Annotated in this window: 19 protein-coding genes; 3 read left to right on the forward strand and 16 right to left on the reverse strand. The window is 72.4% G+C overall.

The window, feature by feature from the left end:
• From AB0D85_RS40045 to AB0D85_RS40065, 5 genes are all read right to left on the reverse strand, one after another.
• Nucleotides 1-1066: lysylphosphatidylglycerol synthase transmembrane domain-containing protein (locus AB0D85_RS40045; RefSeq protein ID WP_362331914.1), on the reverse strand; the 1066-nt coding region annotated here is incomplete at its 3' end.
• On the reverse strand, nucleotides 1063-2025 hold the full coding sequence (locus AB0D85_RS40050; RefSeq protein WP_362332297.1) for an SAM-dependent methyltransferase: 963 nt from the start codon (nucleotides 2023-2025) through the stop codon (nucleotides 1063-1065). The genes AB0D85_RS40045 and AB0D85_RS40050, both read right to left, overlap by 4 nt.
• 56 nt (nucleotides 2026-2081) lie before the next feature.
• Nucleotides 2082-3269, reverse strand: coding sequence for a glycosyltransferase family 4 protein (locus AB0D85_RS40055; protein WP_362331917.1), 1188 nt, complete (start codon nucleotides 3267-3269; stop codon nucleotides 2082-2084).
• On the reverse strand, nucleotides 3266-3664 hold the full coding sequence (locus tag AB0D85_RS40060; protein WP_362331920.1) for a 6-carboxytetrahydropterin synthase: 399 nt from the start codon (nucleotides 3662-3664) through the stop codon (nucleotides 3266-3268). The genes AB0D85_RS40055 and AB0D85_RS40060 overlap by 4 nt, the downstream gene beginning before the upstream one ends.
• A gap of 149 nt (nucleotides 3665-3813) precedes the next feature.
• Entirely contained in the window at nucleotides 3814-4794 is a 981-nt protein-coding gene (locus tag AB0D85_RS40065; RefSeq protein WP_362331923.1) for a zinc-binding alcohol dehydrogenase, read from the reverse strand.
• Nucleotides 4795-4915: 121 nt separating this feature from the next.
• Between AB0D85_RS40065 and AB0D85_RS40070 the strand changes: the two genes are divergently transcribed.
• A complete protein-coding gene (locus AB0D85_RS40070) occupies nucleotides 4916-5695 on the forward strand; it encodes a CDP-alcohol phosphatidyltransferase family protein (RefSeq protein ID WP_362331926.1) in 780 nt (259 codons plus the stop codon).
• A 62-nt stretch (nucleotides 5696-5757) separates the two neighbouring features.
• Here AB0D85_RS40070 and AB0D85_RS40075 read toward each other — a convergent pair whose 3' ends face one another.
• The 11 genes from AB0D85_RS40075 to fusA all read right to left on the reverse strand — a co-directional run bounded on the left by AB0D85_RS40075 (nucleotide 5758) and on the right by fusA (nucleotide 19698).
• Entirely contained in the window at nucleotides 5758-6483 is a 726-nt protein-coding gene (locus AB0D85_RS40075) for a YcnI family protein (protein WP_362332300.1), read from the reverse strand.
• A 78-nt stretch (nucleotides 6484-6561) separates the two neighbouring features.
• Entirely contained in the window at nucleotides 6562-7164 is a 603-nt protein-coding gene (locus AB0D85_RS40080; protein WP_362331929.1) for a hypothetical protein, read from the reverse strand.
• Nucleotides 7165-7277: 113 nt separating this feature from the next.
• On the reverse strand, nucleotides 7278-8555 hold the full coding sequence (locus AB0D85_RS40085) for an MFS transporter (protein ID WP_362331932.1): 1278 nt from the start codon (nucleotides 8553-8555) through the stop codon (nucleotides 7278-7280).
• Nucleotides 8552-10261 carry an ABC transporter permease subunit gene (locus AB0D85_RS40090; protein ID WP_362331935.1) on the reverse strand — a complete coding sequence of 570 codons (1710 nt, stop codon included), beginning with the start codon at nucleotides 10259-10261 and terminating at the stop codon, nucleotides 8552-8554. Before AB0D85_RS40090 ends, AB0D85_RS40085 begins: the two co-directional genes overlap by 4 nt.
• A gap of 3 nt (nucleotides 10262-10264) precedes the next feature.
• Nucleotides 10265-11770, reverse strand: coding sequence for an ABC transporter substrate-binding protein (locus AB0D85_RS40095; protein ID WP_362331938.1), 1506 nt, complete (start codon nucleotides 11768-11770; stop codon nucleotides 10265-10267).
• 68 nt (nucleotides 11771-11838) lie between these two features.
• Nucleotides 11839-12384, reverse strand: coding sequence for a GNAT family N-acetyltransferase (locus tag AB0D85_RS40100; RefSeq protein ID WP_362331941.1), 546 nt, complete (start codon nucleotides 12382-12384; stop codon nucleotides 11839-11841).
• A gap of 93 nt (nucleotides 12385-12477) precedes the next feature.
• On the reverse strand, nucleotides 12478-13836 hold the full coding sequence (locus AB0D85_RS40105; protein ID WP_362331944.1) for a GH1 family beta-glucosidase: 1359 nt from the start codon (nucleotides 13834-13836) through the stop codon (nucleotides 12478-12480).
• A 20-nt stretch (nucleotides 13837-13856) separates the two neighbouring features.
• Nucleotides 13857-14696 (reverse strand): carbohydrate ABC transporter permease, encoded by an 840-nt coding sequence (locus AB0D85_RS40110; protein WP_362332303.1) that lies wholly within the window; start codon nucleotides 14694-14696, stop codon nucleotides 13857-13859.
• 16 nt (nucleotides 14697-14712) lie between these two features.
• Nucleotides 14713-15705, reverse strand: coding sequence for a sugar ABC transporter permease (locus tag AB0D85_RS40115; protein ID WP_362331947.1), 993 nt, complete (start codon nucleotides 15703-15705; stop codon nucleotides 14713-14715).
• Nucleotides 15706-15710: 5 nt separating this feature from the next.
• Entirely contained in the window at nucleotides 15711-17027 is a 1317-nt protein-coding gene (locus AB0D85_RS40120; protein WP_362331950.1) for a sugar ABC transporter substrate-binding protein, read from the reverse strand.
• A gap of 475 nt (nucleotides 17028-17502) precedes the next feature.
• Nucleotides 17503-19698 (reverse strand): elongation factor G, encoded by a 2196-nt coding sequence (gene fusA, locus AB0D85_RS40125; protein ID WP_362331953.1) that lies wholly within the window; start codon nucleotides 19696-19698, stop codon nucleotides 17503-17505.
• 935 nt (nucleotides 19699-20633) lie between these two features.
• Between fusA and AB0D85_RS40130 the strand changes: the two genes are divergently transcribed.
• Both AB0D85_RS40130 and AB0D85_RS40135 read left to right on the forward strand, forming a co-directional pair.
• A complete protein-coding gene (locus tag AB0D85_RS40130; RefSeq protein ID WP_362331956.1) occupies nucleotides 20634-21869 on the forward strand; it encodes an MFS transporter in 1236 nt (411 codons plus the stop codon).
• A gap of 192 nt (nucleotides 21870-22061) precedes the next feature.
• On the forward strand, nucleotides 22062-23765 hold the full coding sequence (locus AB0D85_RS40135) for a carbohydrate binding domain-containing protein (protein WP_362331959.1): 1704 nt from the start codon (nucleotides 22062-22064) through the stop codon (nucleotides 23763-23765).
• Nucleotides 23766-23791: the final 26 nt, after the last annotated feature.

Consider the following 23791-nt stretch of genomic DNA (forward strand, 5'->3'; position numbering starts at 1 on the left):
CGGCGGAAAAGGGGAAGGAACTGCTGGCGAGCCTCGCCGATTCCTTCGGCGCGGTTTTCGAACTGCTCACCGCCGGGCGGGAGTAGCGCAGCCCGGCGTACCAGCGGACCACCAGGACCACCAGACCCGGCAGGGCCGCCACGAAGCTGAGGACGCCGTAGACGACGGCGGTGGCGAGCCCGGTGTCCGCGCCGAGACCGGCCGCGGCGAACGCCCAGGCGGTGACGCCCTCGCGGGGCCCCCAGCCGCCGACGTTCAGCGGCAGGCCCATCGCGACCAGCGCCAGGACCGCGATCGGCGTCAGTGCCGCCACCGAGGCGCCGGAACCGGCGACCCGGGCGGCGACCACGAACATCCCGACGTGCCCGGCGAGGATGACCGCCGAGGACAGGGCGACGCCCGGCCCGTTCTCCCGCGACAGCAGCGCCCGGCGGGCCTCCGCGAGGGTCGCGCGAAGCGCCCCGCCGCGCTTGCCCGGGGCCTTGTTCATCCGCAGCGCCAGCACGACCGCGCACGCGCCCACCACGCCGGCCGCGACCAGCGGGGCGAAGCTGCGCACGTCGGCGCGGACCGGCGAGGGCAGGATCAGCAGCGCGCTCACGCCGAACACCGTCAACGCGACCTGCCCCGCGGTCCGTTCGAGGACGACCGCGCGGACCCCGCGCCCGATGTCGCCCTCGCTCTGCCCGTGCCGCACCGCCCGGTGCACGTCCCCGAGCACCCCGCCGGGCAGGGCCGCGTTGAGGAACAGCGCCCGGTAGTAGTCGCCGACGGCGGGCCCCAGCGGCAGCCGCAGGTTGAGGCTGCGGGCCACCAACTGCCAGCGCCAGGCGCTCAGTACGGTGGTGATGACACCGATCACCAGGCCGGCCACCAGGGTCGGGGTGTCGATGCGGCGCAGTCCGTCGAGGAAGACGCCGGTGCCGAGCCGCCACAGCAGCACGCCGATGATGGCGACTCCGGCGACCGTGCCCAAGTGGGTGCGGACGGCCCGGAAGTTGAGGCGCCGGGGCAGGCTCACGGAGGCGACGGGGGCGGTCTCCCGCACCAGCGTGGGGGTGGTCATGAGGTGCCTCCGGTCGGCCTGGCGAGCGCGAGCAGGTCGCTGTGGTGCAGGACGACCCGCAGGTCACCGGCCGCGTTGGCGGCGAGCCGCTCGGCCAGGTAGGCCTCGGCGCGCTCGGCCAGTTCGGGGCGCTGCTCGACGGCCGCGCCGACCCAGCCGCGCAGCCACTGCTCGGTGAGCGCCTTCTCCTCGGGGCCGAGCCGCCAGGGGCTGGGGTGCACCTTCACGGTGGCGCCCCGGTCGGAGAAGGCCTCGCAGGCGGCGGTGATCGCGTCCGGTCCGAGCATCCCGCCGTGCCGCTGGTGGGCGTTGAACGCCTCGGCGATCTCCTTGTCCAGCGGGTGGGACGGGGTGAGGTCGACGCGTCCGGCGACGGACAGGGTGAGCAGCGCGGGGCAGCCGGCCCCGGCGCAGGCCTCGGCGAGGGTGTCGACCTCCTCCCGGGTGAGCACGTCCAGGAGCGCGGAGGCGGTGACCAGCGAGGCGCCGATCAGCGCGTCGGAGGTGAGGCGGGCGACGTCACCGCGGCGGGTCTCCACCGTGACCCGGCTGCCGTCGGCGGCGGCCCGGGGCGAGGCGACGGCGGCGAAGTGCAGCAGGTAGGGGTCGCGGTCGTGCAGGATCCAGTGCTGGGCGCCGTCCAGGCGGGGTGCCAGCCAGCGGCCCATCGACCCCGTCCCGCAGCCCAGGTCGTGCACGACCAGACCGCCCGCCTTGCCGGGCAGGTTGGCGAGCCGGATCCGCAGCGGGTCCAGCAGATCGTGCGCGCGGGCGGCCGCGTCCGCGCTCTCCCGCAGCTCCAGCCACTCGGGGGCGTACCGCGGCGGTTCCTCGGGCCCGGACTCGCGCAGTCGTACGGTGGCCCGCTCGCCCGGACGCACCACGGGTCCGGCCCCGGGGATCACCTCGGCGGGCGGCTGTTCGCGCTCTCGTGCCACTGCTGCATCCGTAACATCCATCGGCCCCGGCTGCGCGGGGATCGCGCCGACCGGAGTAGTGGTCGTGGTCTCGCTGTTCATGCCGCCCTCCTGGGTTCGTCGGGGAGCCGCAGCAGGACTCCGGCCAGGCTGCGGGCGGTGGTCGCCCAGCCGTCGAGCGCCGCCCGCCGGCCGCGCGCGGCGGCCTTGAGGCGACGGCGTACGTCCGCCTCGCCGAACCAGCCGCGCAGTTCGACGGCGAGTGCGGCGGGGTTCTCCGGCGGCACGAGGATGCCGGGTACCCCGCCGTCGGGGGCGCGGCCGACCGCCTCGGGCAGTCCGCCGACGTCGGTGGCGAGCACCGGGATGCCCCGGGCGAGGGCCTCGGTGACCGCCATGCCGTAGGTCTCGGCGTACGAGGTGAGGACCATCAGGTCGGCGGCCGCGTAACTGGCGTCGAGTTCGGCGCCGGAGCGGGGACCGACGAGGTGCAGCCGGTCGGTCAGCCCGTGCTCGGCGATGAGCGACCGCAGATGGGCGACGTACTCGGGGTCCTGGCCGAGCCCGCCCACACAGGTGCAGGTCCACGGCAGGTCCCGGACCGCGGCGAGGGCCTCGACCAGCCGGTGCTGGCCCTTGCGCGGGGTGACTGCGGCGACGCACACGAGGTGCGAGACCCCGTCGGTGCCGCCGGCCAGCGGGGCGATGTCGGCGCCCGGGGCGGCGACATGGACGCGGTCGGGGGCCAGGCCGTGGTGCGAGACCAGCCGTCGTACCGCCCAGTCGCTGGTGGCGATCACGGCGGGCACGGCGCGCAGCACCGTGCGCTCACGGGCGTCCAGGTCGGCGGCCACGGCCGCGTCGAGCCCGGTCTCGTCGCCGAGCGGGAGGTGCACGAGGACCGCGAGGCGCAGCCGTTCGGCCTCCGGTACGACGATCTCGGGGACCCCGCAGGCGACCAGGCCGTCCAGGAGGACGACCGCGCCGTCGGGCAGCTCCCGCAGGGTGCGGGCGAGGCTGTCCCGGGCCGCCTGCTCGGGGCGCGGCCAGGAGCCGGAGGCCACGTGGCGGGTCACCTGCCAGCCGAAGCCGGGCAGGTCCAGGCAGACCCGCCGGTCGTAGGCGTTGCCGCCGCTCGGCTGGGCCGGGTCGTCGACGCCGCCCGGCATGACGAAGTGCACGGTGCGCAGGGACATGGGGAGGATCCCGATGTTCGCGGGTGCCGCGGCGCGTTGCGCGGGCACGTAGGTGAGGGCGGGCTTGCGGTCGATGGTCATGTCGGTCACAGGGCACGCTCGTAACTCGCCCAGGCAACATGCGACTCGTGGAGGGTGACGGTCAGTCCGGCGAGCCCCCTGGCGCCCTCGCCCAGGGCGCCCTTCTCGATCCGTTCGGCGAGCCGGTCGGCGATGACCTTGGCGAGGAACTCCGTGGAGGTGTTGATCCCCGCGAAGTCCGGCTCGTTGTCGAGGTTTCTGTAGTTCAGCTCGCTGACCACGGCGCCCAGTTCCTGGGTGGCAAGACCGATGTCGACGACGATGTTGTCGTCGTCCAGCTGCTCACGGCGGAAGGTGGCGTCCACGAGGAACGTGGCACCGTGCAGTCGCTGGGCGGGCCCGAACACCTCGCCGTGGAAGCTGTGGGCGATCATGATGTGATCGCGGACGGTGATGCTGAACAACGGACGACCCTCCAGGTGCGGCGCGTCTGGTCCCTCGGCTGATCCCTGCCGGGGGATGCCCTTAATACGGCTCTTGGCTTCCCCGCGTTCAGTCCACTCTCACTCTTTTCTCAGGTCAGGCGCTCTTGGCGGGCCAATTGGACGTTCCGTCAGCCGACATCGGTGTAGCGGACCCGGTGACAGAGGGCGGGGACCTCCCCGGAGGCGAGCTTCGGAAGCACCTCCGGCAGCTCTTCGAACTCGCTTTCCCCCGTGATGAGGGCGTCCAGCGCCGGATCGGCCAGCAGGTCCAGGGACAGGGCGAGCCGGTCGGCGTAGCTGCGGCCGGCCCGGCGCGGGGAGACGGTGCCGACCTGGCTGCTGCGCACGGTGAGGCGGCGGGAGTGGAAGGCCTCGCCGAGCGGAAGGGCGATCCGCCGGTCGCCGTACCAGCTCAGTTCGAGGACCGTGCCCTCGGGGGCGAGGAGTTCCAGGGCGCGGGTGAGGCCCTGTTCGGTGGCGCTGGCGTGCACGACCAGGTCGCAGTCGCCGAGGGCGTCCTCAGGGGCCGCGAAGCCGACGCCGAGCGCCTCGGCCGTCTTCGCGCGGGCCGGGTCGGCGTCGACCAGCTGGAGCCGTACGCCCGGGAAGCGGGCCAGCAGCGCGGCCACCGAGCAGCCGACCATCCCGCCGCCGATCACCGCGATCCGGTCGCCGACCAGGGGCGCGGCGTCCCAGAGGGCGTTCACGGCGGTCTCGACGGTGCCCGCGAGCACCGCGCGCGCCGCCGGTACGTGCTCGGGTACCACCGTCACCGCGCTCACCGGAACGACGTAACGCGTCTGATGCGGATACAGGCAGAAGACCGTACGCCCGATCAGCTCATCGGGGCCCTCCTCCACGATGCCGACGTTGAGGTAGCCGTACTTCACCGGTCCGGGGAACTCGCCCTCCTGGAACGGCGCCCGCATCACGGCGTGTTGGCTCTCCGGCACCCCGCCGCGGAACACGAGTGTCTCCGTGCCCCGGCTGACTCCCGAGTACAGCGAACGCACCAGGACCTCGCCCTCACCGGGCGCCGCGAGGGTGACGTCACGCAGCTCTCCATGGCCCGGAGAGCGGAGCCAGAACGCGCGGGCCGAGCAGTTCATCGGCATCCTCCTGAACGATCGGGAAGTGGTTCACGTACGGAGATGTGCACAGCAACAAGTGCACAGGCCGCGCACAGTACGCGGCGTTGATCGACTCTGTCACTCGGCCGGAGGACGTGCGGTGGCCCTGAACAACACTTACGAAGCCAGGCTGGTCCAGCAGGAGACCGCTGTGGGAGCGGGCGTACAGATCCTGTTGCTGGCACTGCTCGGCTCGGCGATCGGCATGGGTCCGGCCGGCTGGTTGACGGGTCTCGCGTTCGCGATAGCCACCTGGGCGGTGCTCTCCCGGGCCCTGCACCGCACCAGGCCGCGCTCCTTCGGCCCCGCCAACCGGGTCACCCTCGGCCGCGCGATCCTGGTCGGCGGTGTGACGGCCCTGGTCGCCGACTCCTTCGAGAGCTCCCCGCCGGTCACCCTCCTGGTCGGCCTGACGGCCGTGGCCCTCATCCTCGACGGCGTCGACGGCCAGGTGGCCCGCCGCACGGGCACGTCGACCGCGCTGGGCGCCCGCTTCGACATGGAGGTCGACGCGTTCCTGATCCTGGTGCTGAGCGTGTACGTCTCGACGCAGCTGGGGCCGTGGGTGCTGCTGATCGGCGGGATGCGCTACGCGTTCGTCGCGGCGGCGAAGGCCGCGCCCTGGCTGAACGCGCCGCTGCCGCACTCCATGGCCCGCAAGACGGTCGCCGCGATGCAGGGCGTCTGCCTGCTGCTGGCGGGCGCGGACCTGCTCCCGTACCTGGCCAACCTGGCCGTGGTGGCGCTGGCGCTGGGCTCGCTGCTGTGGTCGTTCGGACGGGATGTGCTGTGGCTGTGGCGGAACTCCCGGCTGGCGGTGCCCGCGGAGGTGGAGGCCTCCGTCGAGGAACTGGCGGTGCTGGAGCTGGCGGTGCGCTGAACTCGCCGCCAGACGTCAGGGGCCCGGATCGATCTCTCGATCCGGGCCCCTGTCGCATGTGCCTACGACCGTGCGCCGCGCGTCCGTACGAAGGTGAACGCGGCCGCCGCCAGGCCCAGGACGCCGACGATCAGGCCCGCGATGCCGAGGCCCCGGGCGGTGGAGTCGCTGGTGTCGGCGGAGGCGGTCGCCGCCTTGGCGCTGCTCTTCGTCGCCGACGCGGTGGAGGTCCCGGCCTCGTCGCCCGCCGCCGTCAGCTTGAGCGTCGGCGCCGGGTTCTCCGGCTCCTCGTCACCGCTCTGGGCCTCCTCGATCCAGCGGACGACCTTGCCGTCGGAGTAGGTCTGCAGGGTCTTGAAGGCCAGCTGGTCGGTGTCCTCCGGCAGCTGCCCGAACGCGATGTCGAAGTCCTCGTACTGGCCGGCGCCGATCTTGCCGCCGGTCCAGGTGACCTCGGAGACGGCCTCGGTGATGGTGCCGTCGTCGGTCTTCACGGGCGTCTTGAGCTTGGTGGTGGTCACCTTGGCGGTCCAGCCGTCCTGCGGGGTGACGAGGACGCCCAGGACCGGGTGGTCGGTGGGCAGGTAGACCTGGACCTTGGTGGTGGAGGCGGTGTCCTCCTCGTTGGGCACGCGGAAGGTGAGCACGCCGTCGGTGGCGCCCTTGGCGTAGCTCTCGGGGTGGACGGTGACATGCGCGGCGGCGACACCGGCGGCGACGAGGACCGAGGCGGCGGTGAGCGCGGTGACGGTGCCGACGCGGCGCAGGGTGAGGCGACTTGCCGACATGGCAGACATGGCAGACATGGCAGACATAGTGGACATGACTGAGCGGATCTCCGTACGGCTGAAGTGTGTGAGAGGTTGTTACTGCTGTTGGGCCGTATACGGGATCGGAGGGCCGCGTCGGTTCACGGCATGCCGCAGCACCAGCAGCCGGGGCCGGGCCGGGCGGGCCGGAGCGGGGAGGCGGCTGTCGAACGGCGCGGCCAGCGGGGCGTCACGCCACCAGGCGGCCAGCCCGGGCACGAACGCGACGGCCCGGCGCAGCAGCGACCACAGCGCGGCCTCGCCGCACCGCAGCCACCAGGAGGCGACCAGGGCGGCGAGGACGTGGGCGACGGTGGCGTGGGCGGTCACGGTGTGCGGCTGCTGCGCCATACCGGCCATGACATGACCGTGCATGCCGGCCATGCGCATGGGCTGCGCGGATGTGGCCGCGCGCGCCGCGTCGAAGCCGAAGTGCAGTCCGGCCTGGGTGAGGAGCATCCCGGCACCGATCTCCGGCAGCCCGCGCTCCCGCCCCGCGAGGGCGCGCCCCAGGGCGAACACGACGGCGAATCCCGCCGCGTCGGCCCACAGCGGCGGCATGTCCCCCATGGCGAGACCGTGCCCGGCGGCAGCCAGCAGCACGCACACCGCGGCGAACACCGCGGCACGCAGGCTCCGTACCGCCGGCGACGCACTCATGGTGAGCGATCCTCCCACGGTGGGGTGGTACGCAGGGCAAGGACGCCCCGTTCACTCCCGGATTGACCGGAGCGCCCCTTTACTGGAGCGCCCCGTTTTACTGGAGCGCCCCGTCAGGGGCGCGGGGCTGTGTTTGATCTGCGGCTGCCGCCGCGTGGGCGCGACCAGCCACGACGAGCCCGCAGCCGCAAACCGACCGCCGCCCCCTCCGTCCCCACCCGAGGCAGCAGACCCACGGCCACCCCCGTCACCCCGCCCAGCACCAGCCACGGCACAGCCGGCGGCAGCCACCCCGTATCGAGCAGCGTGCCGGTCGCCGCGCTCCCGACGAGGACGATCAGGCCGGAGACGGAGGAGAGCGCGCCGGTGTAGAGGCCGAGCCTGCCGTCCTCGGCGAGGTCGGGGACCCAGGCGCGGGCGACGGGCGCGACGAGCATCTGGCCGAGGGTGAGCAGGACCACGAGGAGCGCGGCGGGCAGCAGTCCGGCCGCTCCGGTCCAGCCGGCCGGCCGCGCCGCCGCGACGGCCAAGAACCCCGCGGCGGTCAGCAGCAGCCCGGCGGCCATGGACCGGCGCGGCGCCAGCCGCTCCCCCGCCCAGCGCGTGACGGGCAGCTGCGCGCAGACGACGAGCAGCGAGGACAGCGCGAACAGCCAGGCGAGCGGCGCCTGCGAACCGGCGGCGCGCTCCACCTCGGCGGGGAGGGCGAGATAGAGCTGGTTGTAGGCGAGCAGATAGGCGCCGTATCCGCAGCACAGGCGGAGGAAGGTCCGGTTGCGCGCCAGGTTCCGCAGGCCGCCGCGGACCTGGACGTGCCGTCGGCCGGGAATGTGCTGCGGGAGCAGCACCGCGTGCCCGGCGAGGACGAGGACGAAGACACCGGCCCCGGCGAGGCACACCGCGCGGAAGTCGACGGCGAGCAACAGCGCCCCGAGCAGCGGTCCGACGAACGCGCCGGCCTGTCCGGCGGCCGTGAACAGTGCGAGGACCCGGGTGCGCGGCCCCCCGCCCGTCTCCTCCCGGAGCACCGCCTGCCGGGCCACTTCGGACTCCACGGCGGGTGAGAACAGTGCCGCCGCGAACCCGATCAGCAGCACCGCCCCGATCACCGCCCAGGTCCGTTCGGCGTACCCGAGCCAGCCGAACCCGGCGATCCGCAGCGCGCACCCGGCGAGGACGACGGGCCGTACCCCGTACCGGTCGGTGAGCGCCCCGCCCACCAGGAACAGCCCCTGCTGGCTGAAGGTCCGCAGCCCCAGGACCAGGCCGACCAGCCACCCCGCCATCCCGATCGCCTGCCCGAGATGCTCGGCGAGGAAGGGCAGCACGGCGAAGAAGCCGATGTTGAAGGCGAGTTGGGTGAGGATCAGCAGCCGCAGCAGCGGGGTCACGTCGGCTCCCGGGGCACGGCGGACGTACGCAGACCGCCCGCCGCCGTCACCGCGAGCGCCCCGAGCAGGGCGAGCAAGGCGGCGGGGGCGAGGACCGCCCAGGGGGCGCGTTCGGCGTACGGCTGGTTCTCGGCGAGGAGTTGGCCCCAGGCCGGGGAGGGCGGCTGGGCGCCGAGACCGAGGAAGCCGAGCGAGGCGAGCGCCAGGGCGACACCGGGCAGCCGGAGCAGGGCGTGGCGGGCGACGGGCGGGAGCACGGCGGGGAGCAGTTCATGGCGGAGCAGATAGGGGCGGCCGGCGCCGAGGGCGCGGGTGGCGGTGATGTGGAGGGTGGCGCGTTCCTGTCGTAGCAGCGCGGAGGTGTGCGCGGCGAGGGGTGCCCAGGCCACGGCGGCGACGGCGGCGGCGGGAGTCCGCGCCCCGCCGCCCACGACCGCCGCGACCAGCAGGGCGGCCAGTACGGGAGGTACGGCGTTCACGGTGTCGGCGAGCGGCCCGGACAGCCGGGGCACCGACCCGAGGAGCACCCCGGCGAGCAGGGCGGCGGCGCTGATCGCGAGGGCGGGCAGCAGGGTGTCGAGGGCGCCGTGCGCGACGCGGGCGAGGAGGTCACGGCCGAGGGCGTCGGTACCGAACGGGTGCGTCGGAGAAGGGGGTTGGAGTCGTTCGCCGGTGTCGAGGACGAAGGGGTCGCGGGGCAGGCCGGCGGTGAGGACCGTGAACAGTACGGCGGCGAGCGCGACCGGCACGGCACGGGACGTCGCCGGGTGCGGCCGGAGTAGGGCGGGCAGAGCGCCGTCGCGCAGGGCGGGGCCGATGAGGAGCCGTACCAGGAGCTGGGAGATGGCCGCGGCGGTCGTGGCGAGCAGGAGGAGGACGAGGGTGCCGGCCTGGAGGACGGGCAGGTCCTGGGCGAGGGCGGCCTGGAGGGTGGTGCGGCCGAGGCCCGGGATGTCGAAGATCTGCTCCACGGCGACGGCACCGCCGGTCAGACCGACCACGAACAGCCCGGCGTTGGGGAGCAGTCCGGGCACACAGCGGCGCACGGCCTGGCGGGCGATGCTCCGGGCGGGCAGGCCGCGGGCGGCGGCGGCCCGGGCCCAGGTCTCGGCGAAGGCGCCGGGCAGCAGGTCGTCGAGGAGCCGGCCGAGCACGGCACCGGCGGGCAGGCCGAGGGCGAGCGCGGGCAGCACGGTCCACCGGGGGCCGTACCAGCCGAGGGCGGGCAGCCAGCCGAGCCGGACACCGACGACGGTGGCGAGGACGGACGCGATCAGGAACTCGGGCAGCGCGGCGAGTACGGCGGAGACCGTGCCGCCGGAGCCTCGCCTCCCACCCGTGCACAGGGTTCGGGCGCACACCGCGCCGGCGGCGCAGACGGCGACCGCGAAGGCGATCGCCATGAGGAGCAGGGAGGTGCCGAGTGCCTGGAGCACGGCCGGAGTCACGTCCGCGCCGGAGATCCACGACCGCCCGGCGTCACCGCGCACCAGCCCGCCGGCCCACTCCCGGAGAGGAGGGAACGGACCGGCGTCCAGGCCGAGTTGGGTGCGTATGTCGGCGAGCACCTCGGGCGTGGGATCACGGTCCTGCGAGCGCGCCTTGAGGACGGTGAGCGCCGGGTCGGTGCGGGTGAGCCAGGGCAGCAACCCGATCCCGCACACCAGGGCGACCGCGAGCCCGGCCCGCCAGAACAGGGTTCTCATCCGTCAGCGCCGTGTGCCGGTGGTGACGAGGGCGCGCTCGTACGGGTCGAGACGCACGCCCCGTACGTCCGCGCCGACGCCGGTGATCACGCGCTGGTGGACCAGCGGCACGACGGCGTCGGTGCCGAGGACCCGGGCCTCGGCGGCCATCGCCGCGTCCTGCCGCTTCCCCGCGTCGGCGGCGGCCTCGGCCCTGGCGACGGCCCGGTCGACGTCGGCGTCGCACAGTTGGGCGAGGTTGTAGCCGCCGTCGCAGGTGTAGTCGCTCGCGAGCACGGCGACCGGGTCGCCGGTGTCGACGAGGGTGTTGCGGGCGAGGACGAAGGCGTCGAACTTCCCGGCGAGGGCGTCGCTCTCCAGCCGCGCGTAGTCGCGTACGACCAACTGGACGGCGAATCCTGCCTTCTCCAGCTGCTGCTTCAACACCTGGGCGACTTCGGGGAGTTCCGGCCGGTTGTCGTATGTGGCGAGGGTCATGGAGGCACCGGCGGGCCGGGTGGCACCGGCACGCCCCACCACCGGGACCCGCCTGCCCTCGGCCCAGGTGACGGCGGGACCGTAGATCCCGGCTCCGGCGTCGGCGTGCCCCTCGTACACGCCCTTGGCGAGCACGGAGGTGTCGACGGCGGCGCGGGCGGCGGCCCGCAGTCCGGCGTTCTTGAACGGGCCGGTGGCGGAGTTGAGGAGGAGGCTGGTGGTGCGGGTGGTGGCGGCTTCGCGCCGGGTGCCCCGGTCCAGGGTGGCGGCCTGGGCCACCGGCACCGCCTCGGCGATGTCGACATCCCCGGTGCGCAGGGCGTTGGCGCGGGCGGTGCCGTCGGCGACGAAACGGACGTCGATGCCGGAGGCCTGGGCGAGGCCGCCCCAGTAGCCGTCGTACCGGTCGAGGGTGGCGGCGGTGGAGCCGGTGACACCGGTGAGTTCGAACGGGCCGGTGGCCGTGCCGACCGGGTCGACACGGCCCTTCGCCGCGTACGCCTTGGCGGACAGGACGGCGAGTCCGGGGCCGGCCAGCCGCAGCGGCAGCACGGGGTCGGTGGCGCCGGTGGTGACGCGTACGGCGTGGTCGCCCTCGGCCTCGGCGGTCAGGCTGACGCCGGTCAGGGCGGCGGGGGCCGGCTCGGCCCGGGCGGCGTGCGTGAGCGCGCCGGCCACGGCGGCCGGGGTGACGTCGGTGCCGTCCTGGAATTCGGCCTCGCGCAGGGTGAACACCCAGCTGCGCGGCCCCTCCCGCCGCCAGGACTCGGCGAGCGCGGGCGCGGCGGCGCCGTTGGCGTCGAGCGAGGTCAGCCCCTCGGTCACACCGAGCCGGCTGAGGATCGTGGCGTCGGCGCCGTACGGCGAGAGCCGCTCGGCGGGCGGGAAGGCGAGGGCGACCCGGAGCCGGGAGCCGCCCTTGCCGTCGGCGGCCGGTCCGGCGCCTGATTCCGCGAAACAGCCGGTGAGCAGCGGGGTGAGCAGGAGTGCGGTGAGCAGCCGGGGACGGCGCGTGGGACGCGGGAGCGACATGTTCCTCGGTTCGGTGCGAGACGGACGCGGGCGAGATCGATCACCACACTACATGACAATCATTTTCATCAAACCCTGGCCGTCCGCCCCAGCGGAATCTCGAAATGCACGATCCCCTGCCCCCCGCCCGGCGCCTCGCGCTCGTCGAGCACGACCTCGCCGAGCGACCGCCAGAACGCCTCCGCGCCCGGCACGGCGGGATCGGTGTGCAGATAGACGGCCCGGTAACCCCCGTCGGCGGCGGCGAAGTCGACCAGTTCGGCCACCAGTCGCCGGGCGATCCCCCGCCGGCGATGCCCGGGCCGCACATACAGCCGCCGCACCTGAGCGGTCTCCCCCGACGGATAGCGCTCGGCCAACTCCCGGGGATTCGGCGGGTGCAGAGGTCCCCGCGAGTCGAGCGCCCCGGTCCCCACGACCTGCCCGTCCCCGTCGACCGCGACCAACAGCGTGTGCCGACGGTCGGCGAGATAGGCCCGCCCGGGATCGACCAGGTCCCCGTGCCACCGGGGCACGTATCCGGTCCCGAAGTCCCGGTAGACGGTGTCGAGCATGACGGCACGCGCGCCGTCGAGGTCGCCGGGGTTCGCTGTCCTGATGCTATAGCTCTGCACTTGCACAGCATATGCAGTAAGGCCGTACCGGGACGGACGCCGGGGGTGCGGTGGGCGCGGAACTCCCCTGTGCCGCGCCCACCGCGGCTCGTGTCAGGCCGCCCGGCGGGCCGGGCCGCGGTGTTCGCGGATGATGTCCGCGTACCGGCGGCCGCTGCCCTTGATCGTGCGGACCTGGGTGTCGTAGTCGACGTGGACGAGGCCGAAGCGCTTTTCGTAGCCGTACGCCCACTCGAAGTTGTCCAGCAGCGACCAGGCGAAGTAGCCGGCCAGCGGGGCGCCCTTGCGGGCCGCCGAGGCGCAGGCGGCGAGGTGGGTGAGGAGGTACTCCTGGCGTTCGGGGTCGTCGACCGTGCCGTCGGGGCGGACCACGTCCGGGTAGGCGGAGCCGTTCTCCGTGACGTACAGCCTGCGGGCCCCGTACTCGTTCGTGAGGCGCAGCAGCAGTGTCTCGATGCCGGTCGCGTCGATCTCCCAGTCCATGCCGGTGCGCGGCACGCCGGGGCGGCGGACCGAACGGGCGTAGGGCGCGGGGCCTTCGGGGTCGTCCTCGATGTACGCCGGGAAGTAGTAGTTGAGGCCCAGCCAGTCCAGCGGGGTGGCGATGGTCGCCAGGTCGCCCGGCCGTTCGGGGAGTTCGACGCCGTACGTCTCGACCATGTCGGCCGGGAAGCCGCGGCCGTGGATGGGGTCGAGCCACCAGCGGTTGACGTGTCCGTCGTGGCGGCGGGCGGCGGCCTCGTCCTCGGGGCGGTCCGTCGTCGCGAACACGGTGGAGAGGTTGTTGACGATCCCGACCTCGGCGCCGGGCGCGGCGGCGCGGATCGCCTGGGCGGCGAGGCCGTGGCCGAGGAGGAGGTGGTAGGAGGCGCGGACGGCGGCCGTGAGGTCGGTCCAGCCGGGGGCCATCGTGCCCTCCAGATGGCCGATCCAGGCCGAGCAGGAGGGCTCGTTGAGGGTCGTCCAGTGGTGGACGCGGTCACCGAGGCGCTCGGCGACGACGGAGGCGTACGCGGCGAAGTGCTCGGCGGTGTCCCGTTCGGGCCAGCCGCCCCGGTCCTGGAGCGCCTGGGGCAGGTCCCAGTGGTAGAGGGTGACCGAAGGGGTGATGCCGGCCTCCAGCAGGCCGTCGATCAACCCGTCGTAGAAGTCGAGGCCCTTGGGGTTGACCGGGCCGTCGCCGCCGGGCCGGACACGCGGCCAGGCGATCGACAACCGGTAGGCGTTGGTGCCCAGTTGACGCATCAGGCCGATGTCCTCGCGCCAGCGGTGGTAGTGGTCGCAGGCGATGTCGCCGTTGTCGCCGCCCGCGATCTTCCCCGGGGTGTGCGAGAAGGTGTCCCAGATGGAGGGTGAGCGGCCGTCCACGGCGACGGCTCCCTCGATCTGGTACGCCGCGGTTGCCGTGCCCCACAGGAAGTCGTGCGGGAGTGCGGCGAGGTCGATGGTCACGAAAGTCCTTTCAAGGTCGGTCACTTGACGGCGCCCGCCGTGAGCCCGGCGACGAGATAGCGCTGGAGGAGCAGGAAGCCGGCCACCACGGGCACGCTCACCACCAGCGAGGCGGCCATGATCTGGTTCCAGTACACGTCGTTGAGCGTGGAGTAGCCCTGGAGGCCGACGGCGAGGGTGCGGGTGGTGTCGTTGGTCATGACGGAGGCGAAGAGGACCTCGCCCCAGGCGGTCATGAAGGCGTAGACGGCGACCGCGACGATGCCGGGGATCGCGGCCGGGACCACGATCCGGAACAGCGCGCCGAGCGGGCCGCAGCCGTCCACCAGCGCCGCCTCGTCCAAGTCCCGTGGTACGGAGTCGAGATACCCGATCAGCATCCAGATGGAGAAGGGGAGGGAGAAGGTCAGGTACGTGAGGATCAGGCCGCCGCGGGAGCCGAAGAGGGCGATGCCGGTGGCGTTGCCGATGTTGACGTAGAGGAGGAACAGCGGGAGCAGGAAGAGGATGCCGGGGAACATCTGCGTGGACAGCACGGTGACCGTGAAGACGCGTTTGCCGCGGAAGTCGTAGCGGCTGACGGCGTAGGCGGCGAACACCGCGACCACGACCGAGCAGACGGTCGCCGAGACCGACACGATCAGCGAGTTCACGAAGTACTTCGCGAGCGGGACCGTCGACCAGATGTCGATGTACGGGCGGACGGTCAGCCCGCTCGGCAGCCAGCGGAACTTGCCGGTGACGTCCGCGAGGGGTTTGAGCGAGCTGGAGATCATCACGTACACGGGGATCAGCACGAACCCGGTGAGCAGCGTGAGGAAGATCCGCCGGGACCAGAGGAAGGAGCGCGGCGGGGCCATCGGCGAGCCGGACGGGCTAGACATCGGCGGTCCTCCGTCCGCGCGAGGTGAACACCAGGTACGCACCGGTCACCACCAGCAGGAAGAGCAACAGGAGCACGGACATGGCCGAGCCGGTGCCGAAGTTCCAGGTGACGAAGGACGCTTGGTAGATGTGGACCGAGATCAGGTCGGCGGCCTCCGGGGCGGACTTGCCGAACAGGACGTACGGCGTGTTGAAGTCGTTGAACGTCCAGAGGAACAGGACGAGGACCAGCACCTGGTTGACCGGGCGCAGGGACGGGAGCGTGATGCGGCGGATCTGCTGCCACATGCCCGCGCCGTCCAGGGCGGCCGCCTCGTACAGCTCCCTCGGGATGTTCTGCAGACCGGCCATCACGATCAGGAAGGCGAACGGCCAGCCCTTCCACACGGACACGATGAGCAGCGCCCAGAAGCTGTTGTCGCCGATCAGCCAGAAGGACGGCTTGCCGGTGAGGTGCAGCTGGTCGTGCAGGACGTGGTTCACCAGGCCGTTGTCGTGCTGGAACATGAACACCCAGGTGATGACGGCCGCGTAGACGGGCAGCGCGTACGGGATCAGGAACAGGGCGCGCAGCAGGCCCCGGCCCCGGAAGGTGTCCTGCATGAAGACCGCCGCCGCCGTGCCGATCAGCCAGCACAGGCCGACGGAGAGCAGGGTGAATTCGACGGTGACGAAGAAGGAGTGCAACAGGGCGTTGCCGACAGGGGCGTTGAAGTCGACCGACATCCTGTAGTTGTCGAACCCGGACCAGGGGGCGGTGCCCCAGTCGCGGATGTAGAACTGGGTGAGCTCCTTGAAGCTCATCACGACGCCGATGACCATCGGCACGAGATGGACGAGGAGTTCGAGCAGCAGCGCGGGCAGGAGCAGCAGGTACGGCAGCCCGATCCGGCGGATCCGCCCGGGGCGGCGGCCCGAGCCGCCCGCCGCCCCGGGGGAGTTCGCACGCACCGGCTCTTTCACAGCGGTGGTGGTCGTCGTCATCGTGCTCAGGCCGCCGGCATCTGCTGCTGGGCCTTCTCCAGCTCGGCCTTGACGGAGTCGGCGGTGACGGCGCGTCCGGCGGCCGCGTCGGCGAACAGGTTCTTCACGGCCGTACCGACCGTCGTCTCGAACTGCGACTCCGAGGCCACCTGGGGCAGGGCCGCGGCGCTGGTGGCGAGGGTGTTCTTCAGGACGGAGTTGGCGGGGGTGTTGAAGGCCGCGTCCTCCTGAGCGGCCTTGACCGGCGGGATCGAGCTGTACGCGGTGTTGAGGACCTTCTGTTCCGCGTCGCTGGTCATGAACTTCACGAACTTCGCGGCGCCGTCGAGGTTCTTGGTGTTCTTGAAGACCGCCAGGTTGATGCCGGCGACCATCGAGTTGACCTGGGTGCCGGTGCCGGGGGTGCCGGACTGCACGGGCACCGGCGCGATGCCGTAGTCGCTGTCGCTCATGCCCTGCGACTTGAGGTTGGCGGAGGCCGACTGCCACAGCAGCATGGCCTGCTTGCCCTTGGCGAAGTCGCTCACCGACTGGTTCTGCGCGTACTCGGCGTCGCCGGTCGGGATGACCTTGTCCTTGGCCATCAGGCCGACGTACTGCTGCACCGCGGCCACGATCTTGTCGTTGGTGAAGTCCGGCTTGCCGTCCGGGGTGAAGAAGTCGGCGCCGTGCTGCTTGGCGAAGACGAAGACGTGGTGGATGTTCTCCGACACGTTCCCGCCCTCGGCGCCGAGCACCGACTTGCCCTTCGCCGATATCTTCTTGCCGTCGGCGACCAACTCGTCCCAGGTGACCGGGGGCTGGGCGATCCCGGCGTCCGCGAAGATCTTCTTGTTGTAGTAGAGCGCGTACGCCATCGAGTACAGCGGTACGGCCGCCGGGTCCTTGCCCGCCGCTCCCGTGGAGCCCATCGCCGAGTCGACGAAGCGGTCCTTGCCGCCGATCTTGGCGAAGTTCTTGGCGTCCCAGGGCAGCAGCGCGCCGGTCGCCTGCAGCGAGGCGCTCCAGGTGTTGCCGATGTTCAGCACGTCGGGGCCCTGTCCGGACGTGGTCGCGGTCAGGATCCGGTTGAGCAGGTCCGACCAGGGCACGACCTCCAGCTTGACCTTGATGCCGGTCTGCTTCTGGAACTTGTCGAGCTCCGGCTGGAGCACCTGCTTGTCGACCTCGATGCTGGCGCCCTGGTTGGAGGCCCAGTAAGTCAGCGTCTTCGGGGAGTCGTTCGACCCGCCACCGGTGGACGAACCGCCACCGCAGGCCGTGGCCGCGAGGGCGAGGGACATGGAGACGGCGCCTACGGCCGCGGCTCGGATGCTGCGCATGGCTCCTGCTGTGCCTTTCCGGGAGTCGAGAACCCCGAGAGGGCTTCGCGAAGGCCGGCGCCCGCGTGAGCGGAGGCCGAGACCGACGTTCGGCTCCCGAAGCCCCTCATGGCTTAATTTAGGACGTGAGTTAAACCGCGGAAGGCGGGCCCGTCAAGGGCTCCGGCACGGGTATCCGCGCAGGCAGGCCGGGGAACAGCCAGTTCCGCGCCGGCCCCGCGGCCGGGCCCGGCTGTGTGACCTGGGCCGGAGCCGTGCGACCTGGGCGGACAGGGGGCGGACGCCGTTCCACAACGGTTGTGTTTCGACGGGCCGTTGCGGGTGGGAGAGGGCGAGTGCGGGCAGGCCGTTGCCCGTGAGGGTGGGGGCCGGGGAGGTTGTCCCCGGCCCCCACTCGGTGTCACCCGCCGCCCCGGTGGCACCGGATGGACTCGGTGCACCCGCCCCCACCCGGCGCCACCGGACGGTCCCGATGTCACCGGACGGTAGCCGTGGCCGGTGCCGGTGCGTAGCCGACGCCACCGCACGGTCGCCGTAGCCGACACCGGGGCGCAGCCGACGCCACCGCACGGTCGCCGTAGCCGACACCGGGGCGCAGCCGACGCCACCGCACGGTCGCCGTGGCCAGGGCCGGGGCGTAGCCGGTCGGTCGGGTGGTGAAGGTGCCCCGGCCCTGGGTGCGGCCGCGCAACCGGGTCGCGTAGCCGAACAGTTCGGCCAGCGGCACGGTGGCGGTCAGCACCGCGGCGCCGCCCCGGCCGGCGGAGCCGGTGACCCGGCCGCGCCGGGCGGCCAGGTCGCCGAGCACACCGCCCACCGCGTCCTCGGGCACGGTCACCGTGACCTCGGCGACCGGCTCCAGCAAGGCCATCACGCTGCCGCGCAGGGCCTCCCGGAGTCCGAGCTTCCCGGCCGTGCGGAAGGCCGTGTCCGAGGAGTCCTTCACATGTGTCGAGCCGTCGGTCAGGGTGACCCGGAGCCCGGTGACCGGATGCCCGCCGAGGGGGCCCTCGGCGAGGGCGTCCCGGCAGCCGGCCTCGACCGCGCGGACGTACTCCTGCGGCACCCGGCCGCCGACGACCGCCGACCGGAACTCGAAGCCGGCCTCGTGGTCGAGCGGTTCGACGTCCAGGACGACATGCGCGAACTGCCCCGCCCCGCCGGTCTGGTGAACGTGCCGGTAGACGAGACCGGTGACCCCGTGGACCACCGTCTCCCGGAGGGCGACGCGCGGCCGGCCCACCGTGACCTCGGGGCCGCCGTCCCGGCGGATCTTCTCCACCGCGACCTCCAGATGCAGTTCGCCCATCCCGGACAGCACGGTCTGCCCGGTCTCGGCGTCGGTGCGCACCACCAGCGAGGGGTCCTCCTCGGCGAGCCGGGCCAGCGCCTGGGCCAGCCGGTCGGTGTCGGTACGGCGGCGGGCCTCGACGGCGACGGAGACCACCGGGTCCGGGGCGACGGGCGGTTCCAGCAGCAGCGGGGCGCCGGGATCGCACAGCGTGGCGCCCGGGCGGGCCGACTTCAGTCCCACGACGGCGACGATGTCACCGGCCACCGCCCGGTCGAGGGGTTCGTGCCGGTCGGCCATGACGCGGAGGATGCGGGCGACGCGCTCGGTGCGCCGGTTCGCCGGGTTCCACACGGTGTCTCCTTTCTCGATCGTGCCCGAGTAGACGCGGACATGGGTGAGGCGTCCGGTGGCGGTCGCGGTCACCTTGAACGCGAGCGCCGCGAACGGCCCTTCGGGGGCGGCGGCCCGTCGCTGCTCGGCGCCCTGGTGGGTGCCGAGCACGGCGGGGACGTCGAGCGGCGAGGGCAGATACGCCACGGCCGCGTCGAGGAGCGGTTCGATGCCCCGGTTGCGGTAGGCGGAGCCGCACAGGACGACGATGCCGTCGCCGGTGCGGGTGAGGTCGCGCAGGGCGGTGACCAGCGTGCCCGTGGACAGCCGGCCGGGTGGCGCGCAGAACTCCTCCAGCGCGGCCGGGTGCAGTCCGGCCACCGTCTCCTCCAGCGTGTGCCGCCGGCGCTCCGCCTCCTCCCTGAGCGACGCGGGCACCGGTCCCGCCACCGCCGTACCGCCGCCGTCCGCCCAGACCAGCGCGCGCATGCGCACGAGGTCGACGACTCCGGTGAAGCCGTCCTCCCGGCCGATGGGCACCTGGACGACGAGCGGGGCCGGGTGCAGGCGGGTGCGGATCGACTCGACGGCTCGGTCGAGGTCGGCGCCCGCGCGGTCCATCTTGTTGACGAAGGCGATCCTGGGGACGCCGTGCCGGTCGGCCTGCCGCCACACCGACTCGCTCTGCGGCTCCACGCCGGCGACCGCGTCGAACACGGCGATCGCGCCGTCGAGGACGCGCAGGGAGCGTTCGACCTCGTCGGCGAAGTCGACATGGCCGGGGGTGTCGATGAGGTTGACGCGGTGGCCGTCCCAGGCGCAGCTGACGGCCGCGGCGAAGATGGTGATCCCGCGGTCGCGTTCCTGGGAGTCGAAATCCGTGACGGTGGTGCCGTCGTGGACCTCGCCGCGTTTGTGGATGGTGCCGGTGGCGAAGAGGATGCGTTCGGTGACGGTGGTCATTCCGGCGTCGACGTGGGCGAGGATGCCCAGGTTGCGAACGGCGGCAAGGGGGTTGACGGAGTTCGGGTGGAGTTCGGTGCGCACGGCCCGAGGCCTTTCGATTGCGGTTCCCGGAAGGTTCCGGAATGGGCAGCGCAATTTCCCGTGCGGCGAGTTCACCGGAGCGGAACTGACGGAACGTCAATGATCTGGCATATGCCAGGAGTTGATCGGGTCAGCCGCGTGTCACGGAGTCCGGTACCGGCCGCGCGGCGGGCACCGGAGGGCCGGGGACACGAGGATCACCTCGTAACGGGAACAGGGAGAGACGACAGCGGTACGGTCACGCATCGCCCTCTCCCCTCATTCGTCCGAACTCGTCACGGCAAAGCCCCGCGACCGCGTTCCGCGGCTACGGTGCGTGATACTCGGCGAGTGTAGGCAGGCGACCGGGGGTCCGGCACCCGGTTTTCCGACCAGGGGACATGCCCTTCCCCGAGATGCCGGTTCGTTCCCTTTTCTCCACCCCTCGGGGAATGCGGCGGCTCGTTGTCCCGACATTTTCCGGACATTCATCCGGCCGACCTCGATAACTCCATGGACCCGGAAGGCGCTTTCCGGATCGACGGACGGAGATGGGGCGGTTCACCGGCCGAGACCGCCGCAACTCCAGCGATTGGCCGAAAAACACGCTTTACGACTCCCAGCCGGACATCAAGGCGCCCATCACCTTCCCCCGCATCACCGACCCGGGAAAGGACGCCCGGAACGCCCCGGATGCACATCATCCCGGGTGAGATGCGGCACCCACCTTCCCCGAAGGGCAGAGCGGGAGTTGATGTGGAACATGCGTGGACATTCGGTGAAGTACTGCTCATGGCCGAGAAATTGGGATCCCGTAACGGGTTCCGGCAGGACACACAATGGCCGGGAAGCACTATGTACCGGTGGCCGGTGAACGCTCTCCCACTCAGCGAGCAGGCCTAATCTGATGCGCGAGCAGGCCGAATGGGCCCGGCAAGCGGACGGATTGGACTCGATTGGACACGCAAAGGACGCGGAGAGCGCCGTTCGCCGCGCTGCGCCGGGGTACCGCGATGCCGGTCGCCGCGCAGGTACTCCTCGCGGGAACGGTCCTCTCCCGTCTCGGTGACATCCTGGCCTCCCTGGGGCTGGTGCTGCACGCGGCGGACCGGGGCATCCACTTCGGGGTGACCGAGGTGATGCTCGCCGAGCTCATCCCCACCGTGCTCGCGGCGCCGTTGATCGGCTCCGTGGTGGACCGGTTCAGCGCTCGCACGGTGTGCCTGTGGGCGCTGCTCGTCCAGTCGTCGTCCCTCGGCGCGGCCACCGCGGTCGGCGGGTTCCATGCGAAGGTGGCGCTGATCGCGCTGTCGGCCCTGGCCGGAGTGGGCTCGGTGGCCGCCGGGTTCAAGATGCTGCCCGTCGTCGCCGGGGAGAAGCACACCGGACGGGCGAACAGCCTGCTGACGGCGAGCCTGTCCGCCGCGGGCCTGGCCGGGCCGCCCCTGGCCGGTTTCCTGAACTCCCTGTGGGGCACCGGCGTGCTGCTCGCCACCGACGCGCTCTCCTTCCTCGTGCTCGCGGGCTGCACGATGCTGGCGGTGCCGCGCAGCGTGGACGTGGCGATCGGCCGCCGCCCCGCCACGAGGCTCGCGGACGGCTACCGGGCACTGCGCGACGCACCGGTCGTGGGCACGCTGATGCCGGCGCTGGCGGCCGCGATGCTGGCCACCAGCATCGAGAGTGTCGCGGGCGTCTACTACCTGCGGGGCGTCGCCGACGGCAACGACACCGTCTTCGGCCTCTTCCTGGCGGCCTGGGCGCTGGGGGCCATCCCGGGCGCGCTGCTCGCGGGCCGCGCGGGATGGGCCGAGCGGCACACCCCGCTGATCCTCGGCGGTGTCTCGGGCATCGGCCTCGGCCTGCTCCTCGCCGGCCTGATCCCGGTCGCCGCGGCGATGTTCCCGCTGTTCCTCGTGGGAGGTTTCAGCAACGGCGCGTGCAACGTCGGCCTGCGCAACGCGGTGCACGCGCACGTACCGGCCGAGGTGCACGGCAGCGCCTGGGCCTGCTTCCAGGCGCTGTCCCGCAGCTGCATCGGCCTGGGCTATCTGCTGGGCACCCCGAACGGCCTGGTCTCCAGCCGGGGACAGGTGATCGTCTCCGGCATCATCCCGCTGGTGGCCATGGCGTGGGCGTCGCTGGCCGTCGTCCGGCGCGGCCGGTCCACCGTGACGGAGCCCTCCGCCTGAGACACCGACCGACTGGTCGGAAAGTAACGGAGCGCCGTGCGGCCGCGCGGAGTCGACCGTCCGGCCCGATCGGAACCCGTTGGTCTAGTCCTCTTGACGGAGTGTCCTGCGGGCGGTTTGGTATGTACCAAATCCGTCCCGGCCCACCCCCACCACTCCGCCCCCGAAGGGCATCCCGAAAGGGCCAATGTCATGCACCTGGCGAGATTTGCGGCTTCCGCGTGTGCCCTCGCGCTCACGGCCACCGGCGTCGCCGTCGCGCTGGCCCCCGCCGGCAACGCCGCGGCGGGCAGCGTCTACTCCGTGGCTCCCTACGTCGACATGTCGAACAGTCAGGAAGGACTGCTCGACACCGCCGTCACCGGACACGGGCTCAAGGCCTACACCGCGGCCTTCGTGCTCGGTGAGGGCTGCACCCAGATCTGGGGCGACACGCTCCCCATCGGCAACGACTCCTACACCGACCCGGAGATCGCCAGGGCGAAGTCCGAGGGCGCCTCGGTGATCATCTCCTCCGGCGGAGCCAGCGGCGAGCCGCTCGCCTGGACGTGCTCCACGCAGAGCAGCATCGACGCCGGATACCAGGTCATCATCGATGACTACGGCGTCACCCAGCTCGACTTCGACGTGGAGGGCGCCGCCATCGCGGACACCGCGGCAGCGGCCCGTCAGATGCAGGCGATGAAGGACCTCAAGGCGTCCAACCCGAACCTGCGGTTCTCCATGACCCTGCCGGTGCTGACGAGCGGGCTGACCGGCGACGGCGTCAACATCCTCAAGGCCGCCGAGAACGCGGGCATCAAGATCGACGTGGTCAACATCATGACCATGGACTACTACGCGGGCACCGGCACCGAGATGGGCCAGGCCGCCCTCTCCGCGGCCCGGGCCACGCTGGCCCAGATGCAGTCCGTCGACTCCGGCTACACCTACGCCAACCTCGGCATCACCCCGATGATCGGGAAGAACGACGACGGGTCCACCTTCACCCTCGCGGACGCCCAGACGGTGGAGGGCTTCGCCGCGCAGAACGGGGTCGGACGGCTGGCGTTCTGGTCGGCCAACCGGGACCAGCCGTGCAGCGGCAGCGCCAACTCCCTGTCCACGTGCAGCGAGATCAGCCAGAACAGTCTCGCGTTCACCGACGCGTTCGTGCCCTACGAGGGCAGCTCGGGCGGCGGCGGAGGCACCACCACCGACTTCTCCCTGTCCCTGTCCCCGGGGTCCGCCTCGGTCGCCCAGGGCGGTTCGGCGACCGCCGCCGTCTCCACCGCCGTCGCCTCCGGCAGCGCCGAGTCCGTCAGTCTCTCCGCCTCCGGCGCACCCTCCGGCGTGAGCGTCTCCTTCAGCCCCGGGTCCGTGACGTCCGGCGGCAGTTCGACGCTGACGGCGACGGTCGGCTCGTCCGTGGCCGCCGGCACCTATCCGATCACCGTCACCGGCACCGCCGCGAGCGGCAGCCACAGCGCCACCTACACGCTCACCGTCACCACCAGTGGCAGCGGGGGCGGCGGGGGCTCGCTGACCAACGCGGGCTTCGAGACGGGCAGTTCGAGCCCCTGGACCTGTACAGGCGGCAGTTCGGTGGTCTCCTCCCCGGTCCACAGCGGCAGCCACAGCCTGCAGGTCGCCCCGAGCTCCAGCAGCACCGGCGAATGCGACCAGACCGTCACCCTCTCCCCCAACCACACCTACACGCTCACCGGTTGGGTGCAGGGACCGTACGCGTACATCGGAGTCGGCGGCGGCGCCACGGCGAGCACCTGGTCGAACAGCAGCAGCTGGAACCAGCTCACGGTCGGCTTCACCACCGGCAGCAGCGGAACGGTCACCGTCTACGTCCACGGCTGGTACGGCCAGTCCGACGTCTACGCCGACGACTTCACCCTCGGCTGAGCGCAGCACACGGCTGAGGGGGCCGG

The sequence above is a fragment of the Streptomyces sp. NPDC048277 genome (assembly GCF_040652235.1).
In the GTDB taxonomy this organism is placed as follows: domain Bacteria; phylum Actinomycetota; class Actinomycetes; order Streptomycetales; family Streptomycetaceae; genus Streptomyces.

Bases quoted from the DNA above. Each gene is read 5' to 3' on its own strand.
- AB0D85_RS40075 (WP_362332300.1), bottom strand. From the start codon at position 6,483: ATGTCGGCAAGTCGCCTCACCCTGCGCCGCGTCGGCACCGTCACCGCG.
- AB0D85_RS40090 (WP_362331935.1), bottom strand. From the start codon at position 10,261: ATGAGAACCCTGTTCTGGCGGGCCGGGCTCGCGGTCGCCCTGGTGTGC.
- AB0D85_RS40115 (WP_362331947.1), bottom strand. From the start codon at position 15,705: ATGACGACGACCACCACCGCTGTGAAAGAGCCGGTGCGTGCGAACTCC.
- AB0D85_RS40095 (WP_362331938.1), bottom strand. From the start codon at position 11,770: ATGTCGCTCCCGCGTCCCACGCGCCGTCCCCGGCTGCTCACCGCACTC.
- AB0D85_RS40065 (WP_362331923.1), bottom strand. From the start codon at position 4,794: ATGAACTGCTCGGCCCGCGCGTTCTGGCTCCGCTCTCCGGGCCATGGA.
- AB0D85_RS40135 (WP_362331959.1), top strand. From the start codon at position 22,062: ATGCACCTGGCGAGATTTGCGGCTTCCGCGTGTGCCCTCGCGCTCACG.
- AB0D85_RS40080 (WP_362331929.1), bottom strand. From the start codon at position 7,164: ATGAGTGCGTCGCCGGCGGTACGGAGCCTGCGTGCCGCGGTGTTCGCC.
- AB0D85_RS40120 (WP_362331950.1), bottom strand. From the start codon at position 17,027: ATGCGCAGCATCCGAGCCGCGGCCGTAGGCGCCGTCTCCATGTCCCTC.
- AB0D85_RS40110 (WP_362332303.1), bottom strand. From the start codon at position 14,696: ATGGCCCCGCCGCGCTCCTTCCTCTGGTCCCGGCGGATCTTCCTCACG.
- AB0D85_RS40050 (WP_362332297.1), bottom strand. From the start codon at position 2,025: ATGGATGTTACGGATGCAGCAGTGGCACGAGAGCGCGAACAGCCGCCC.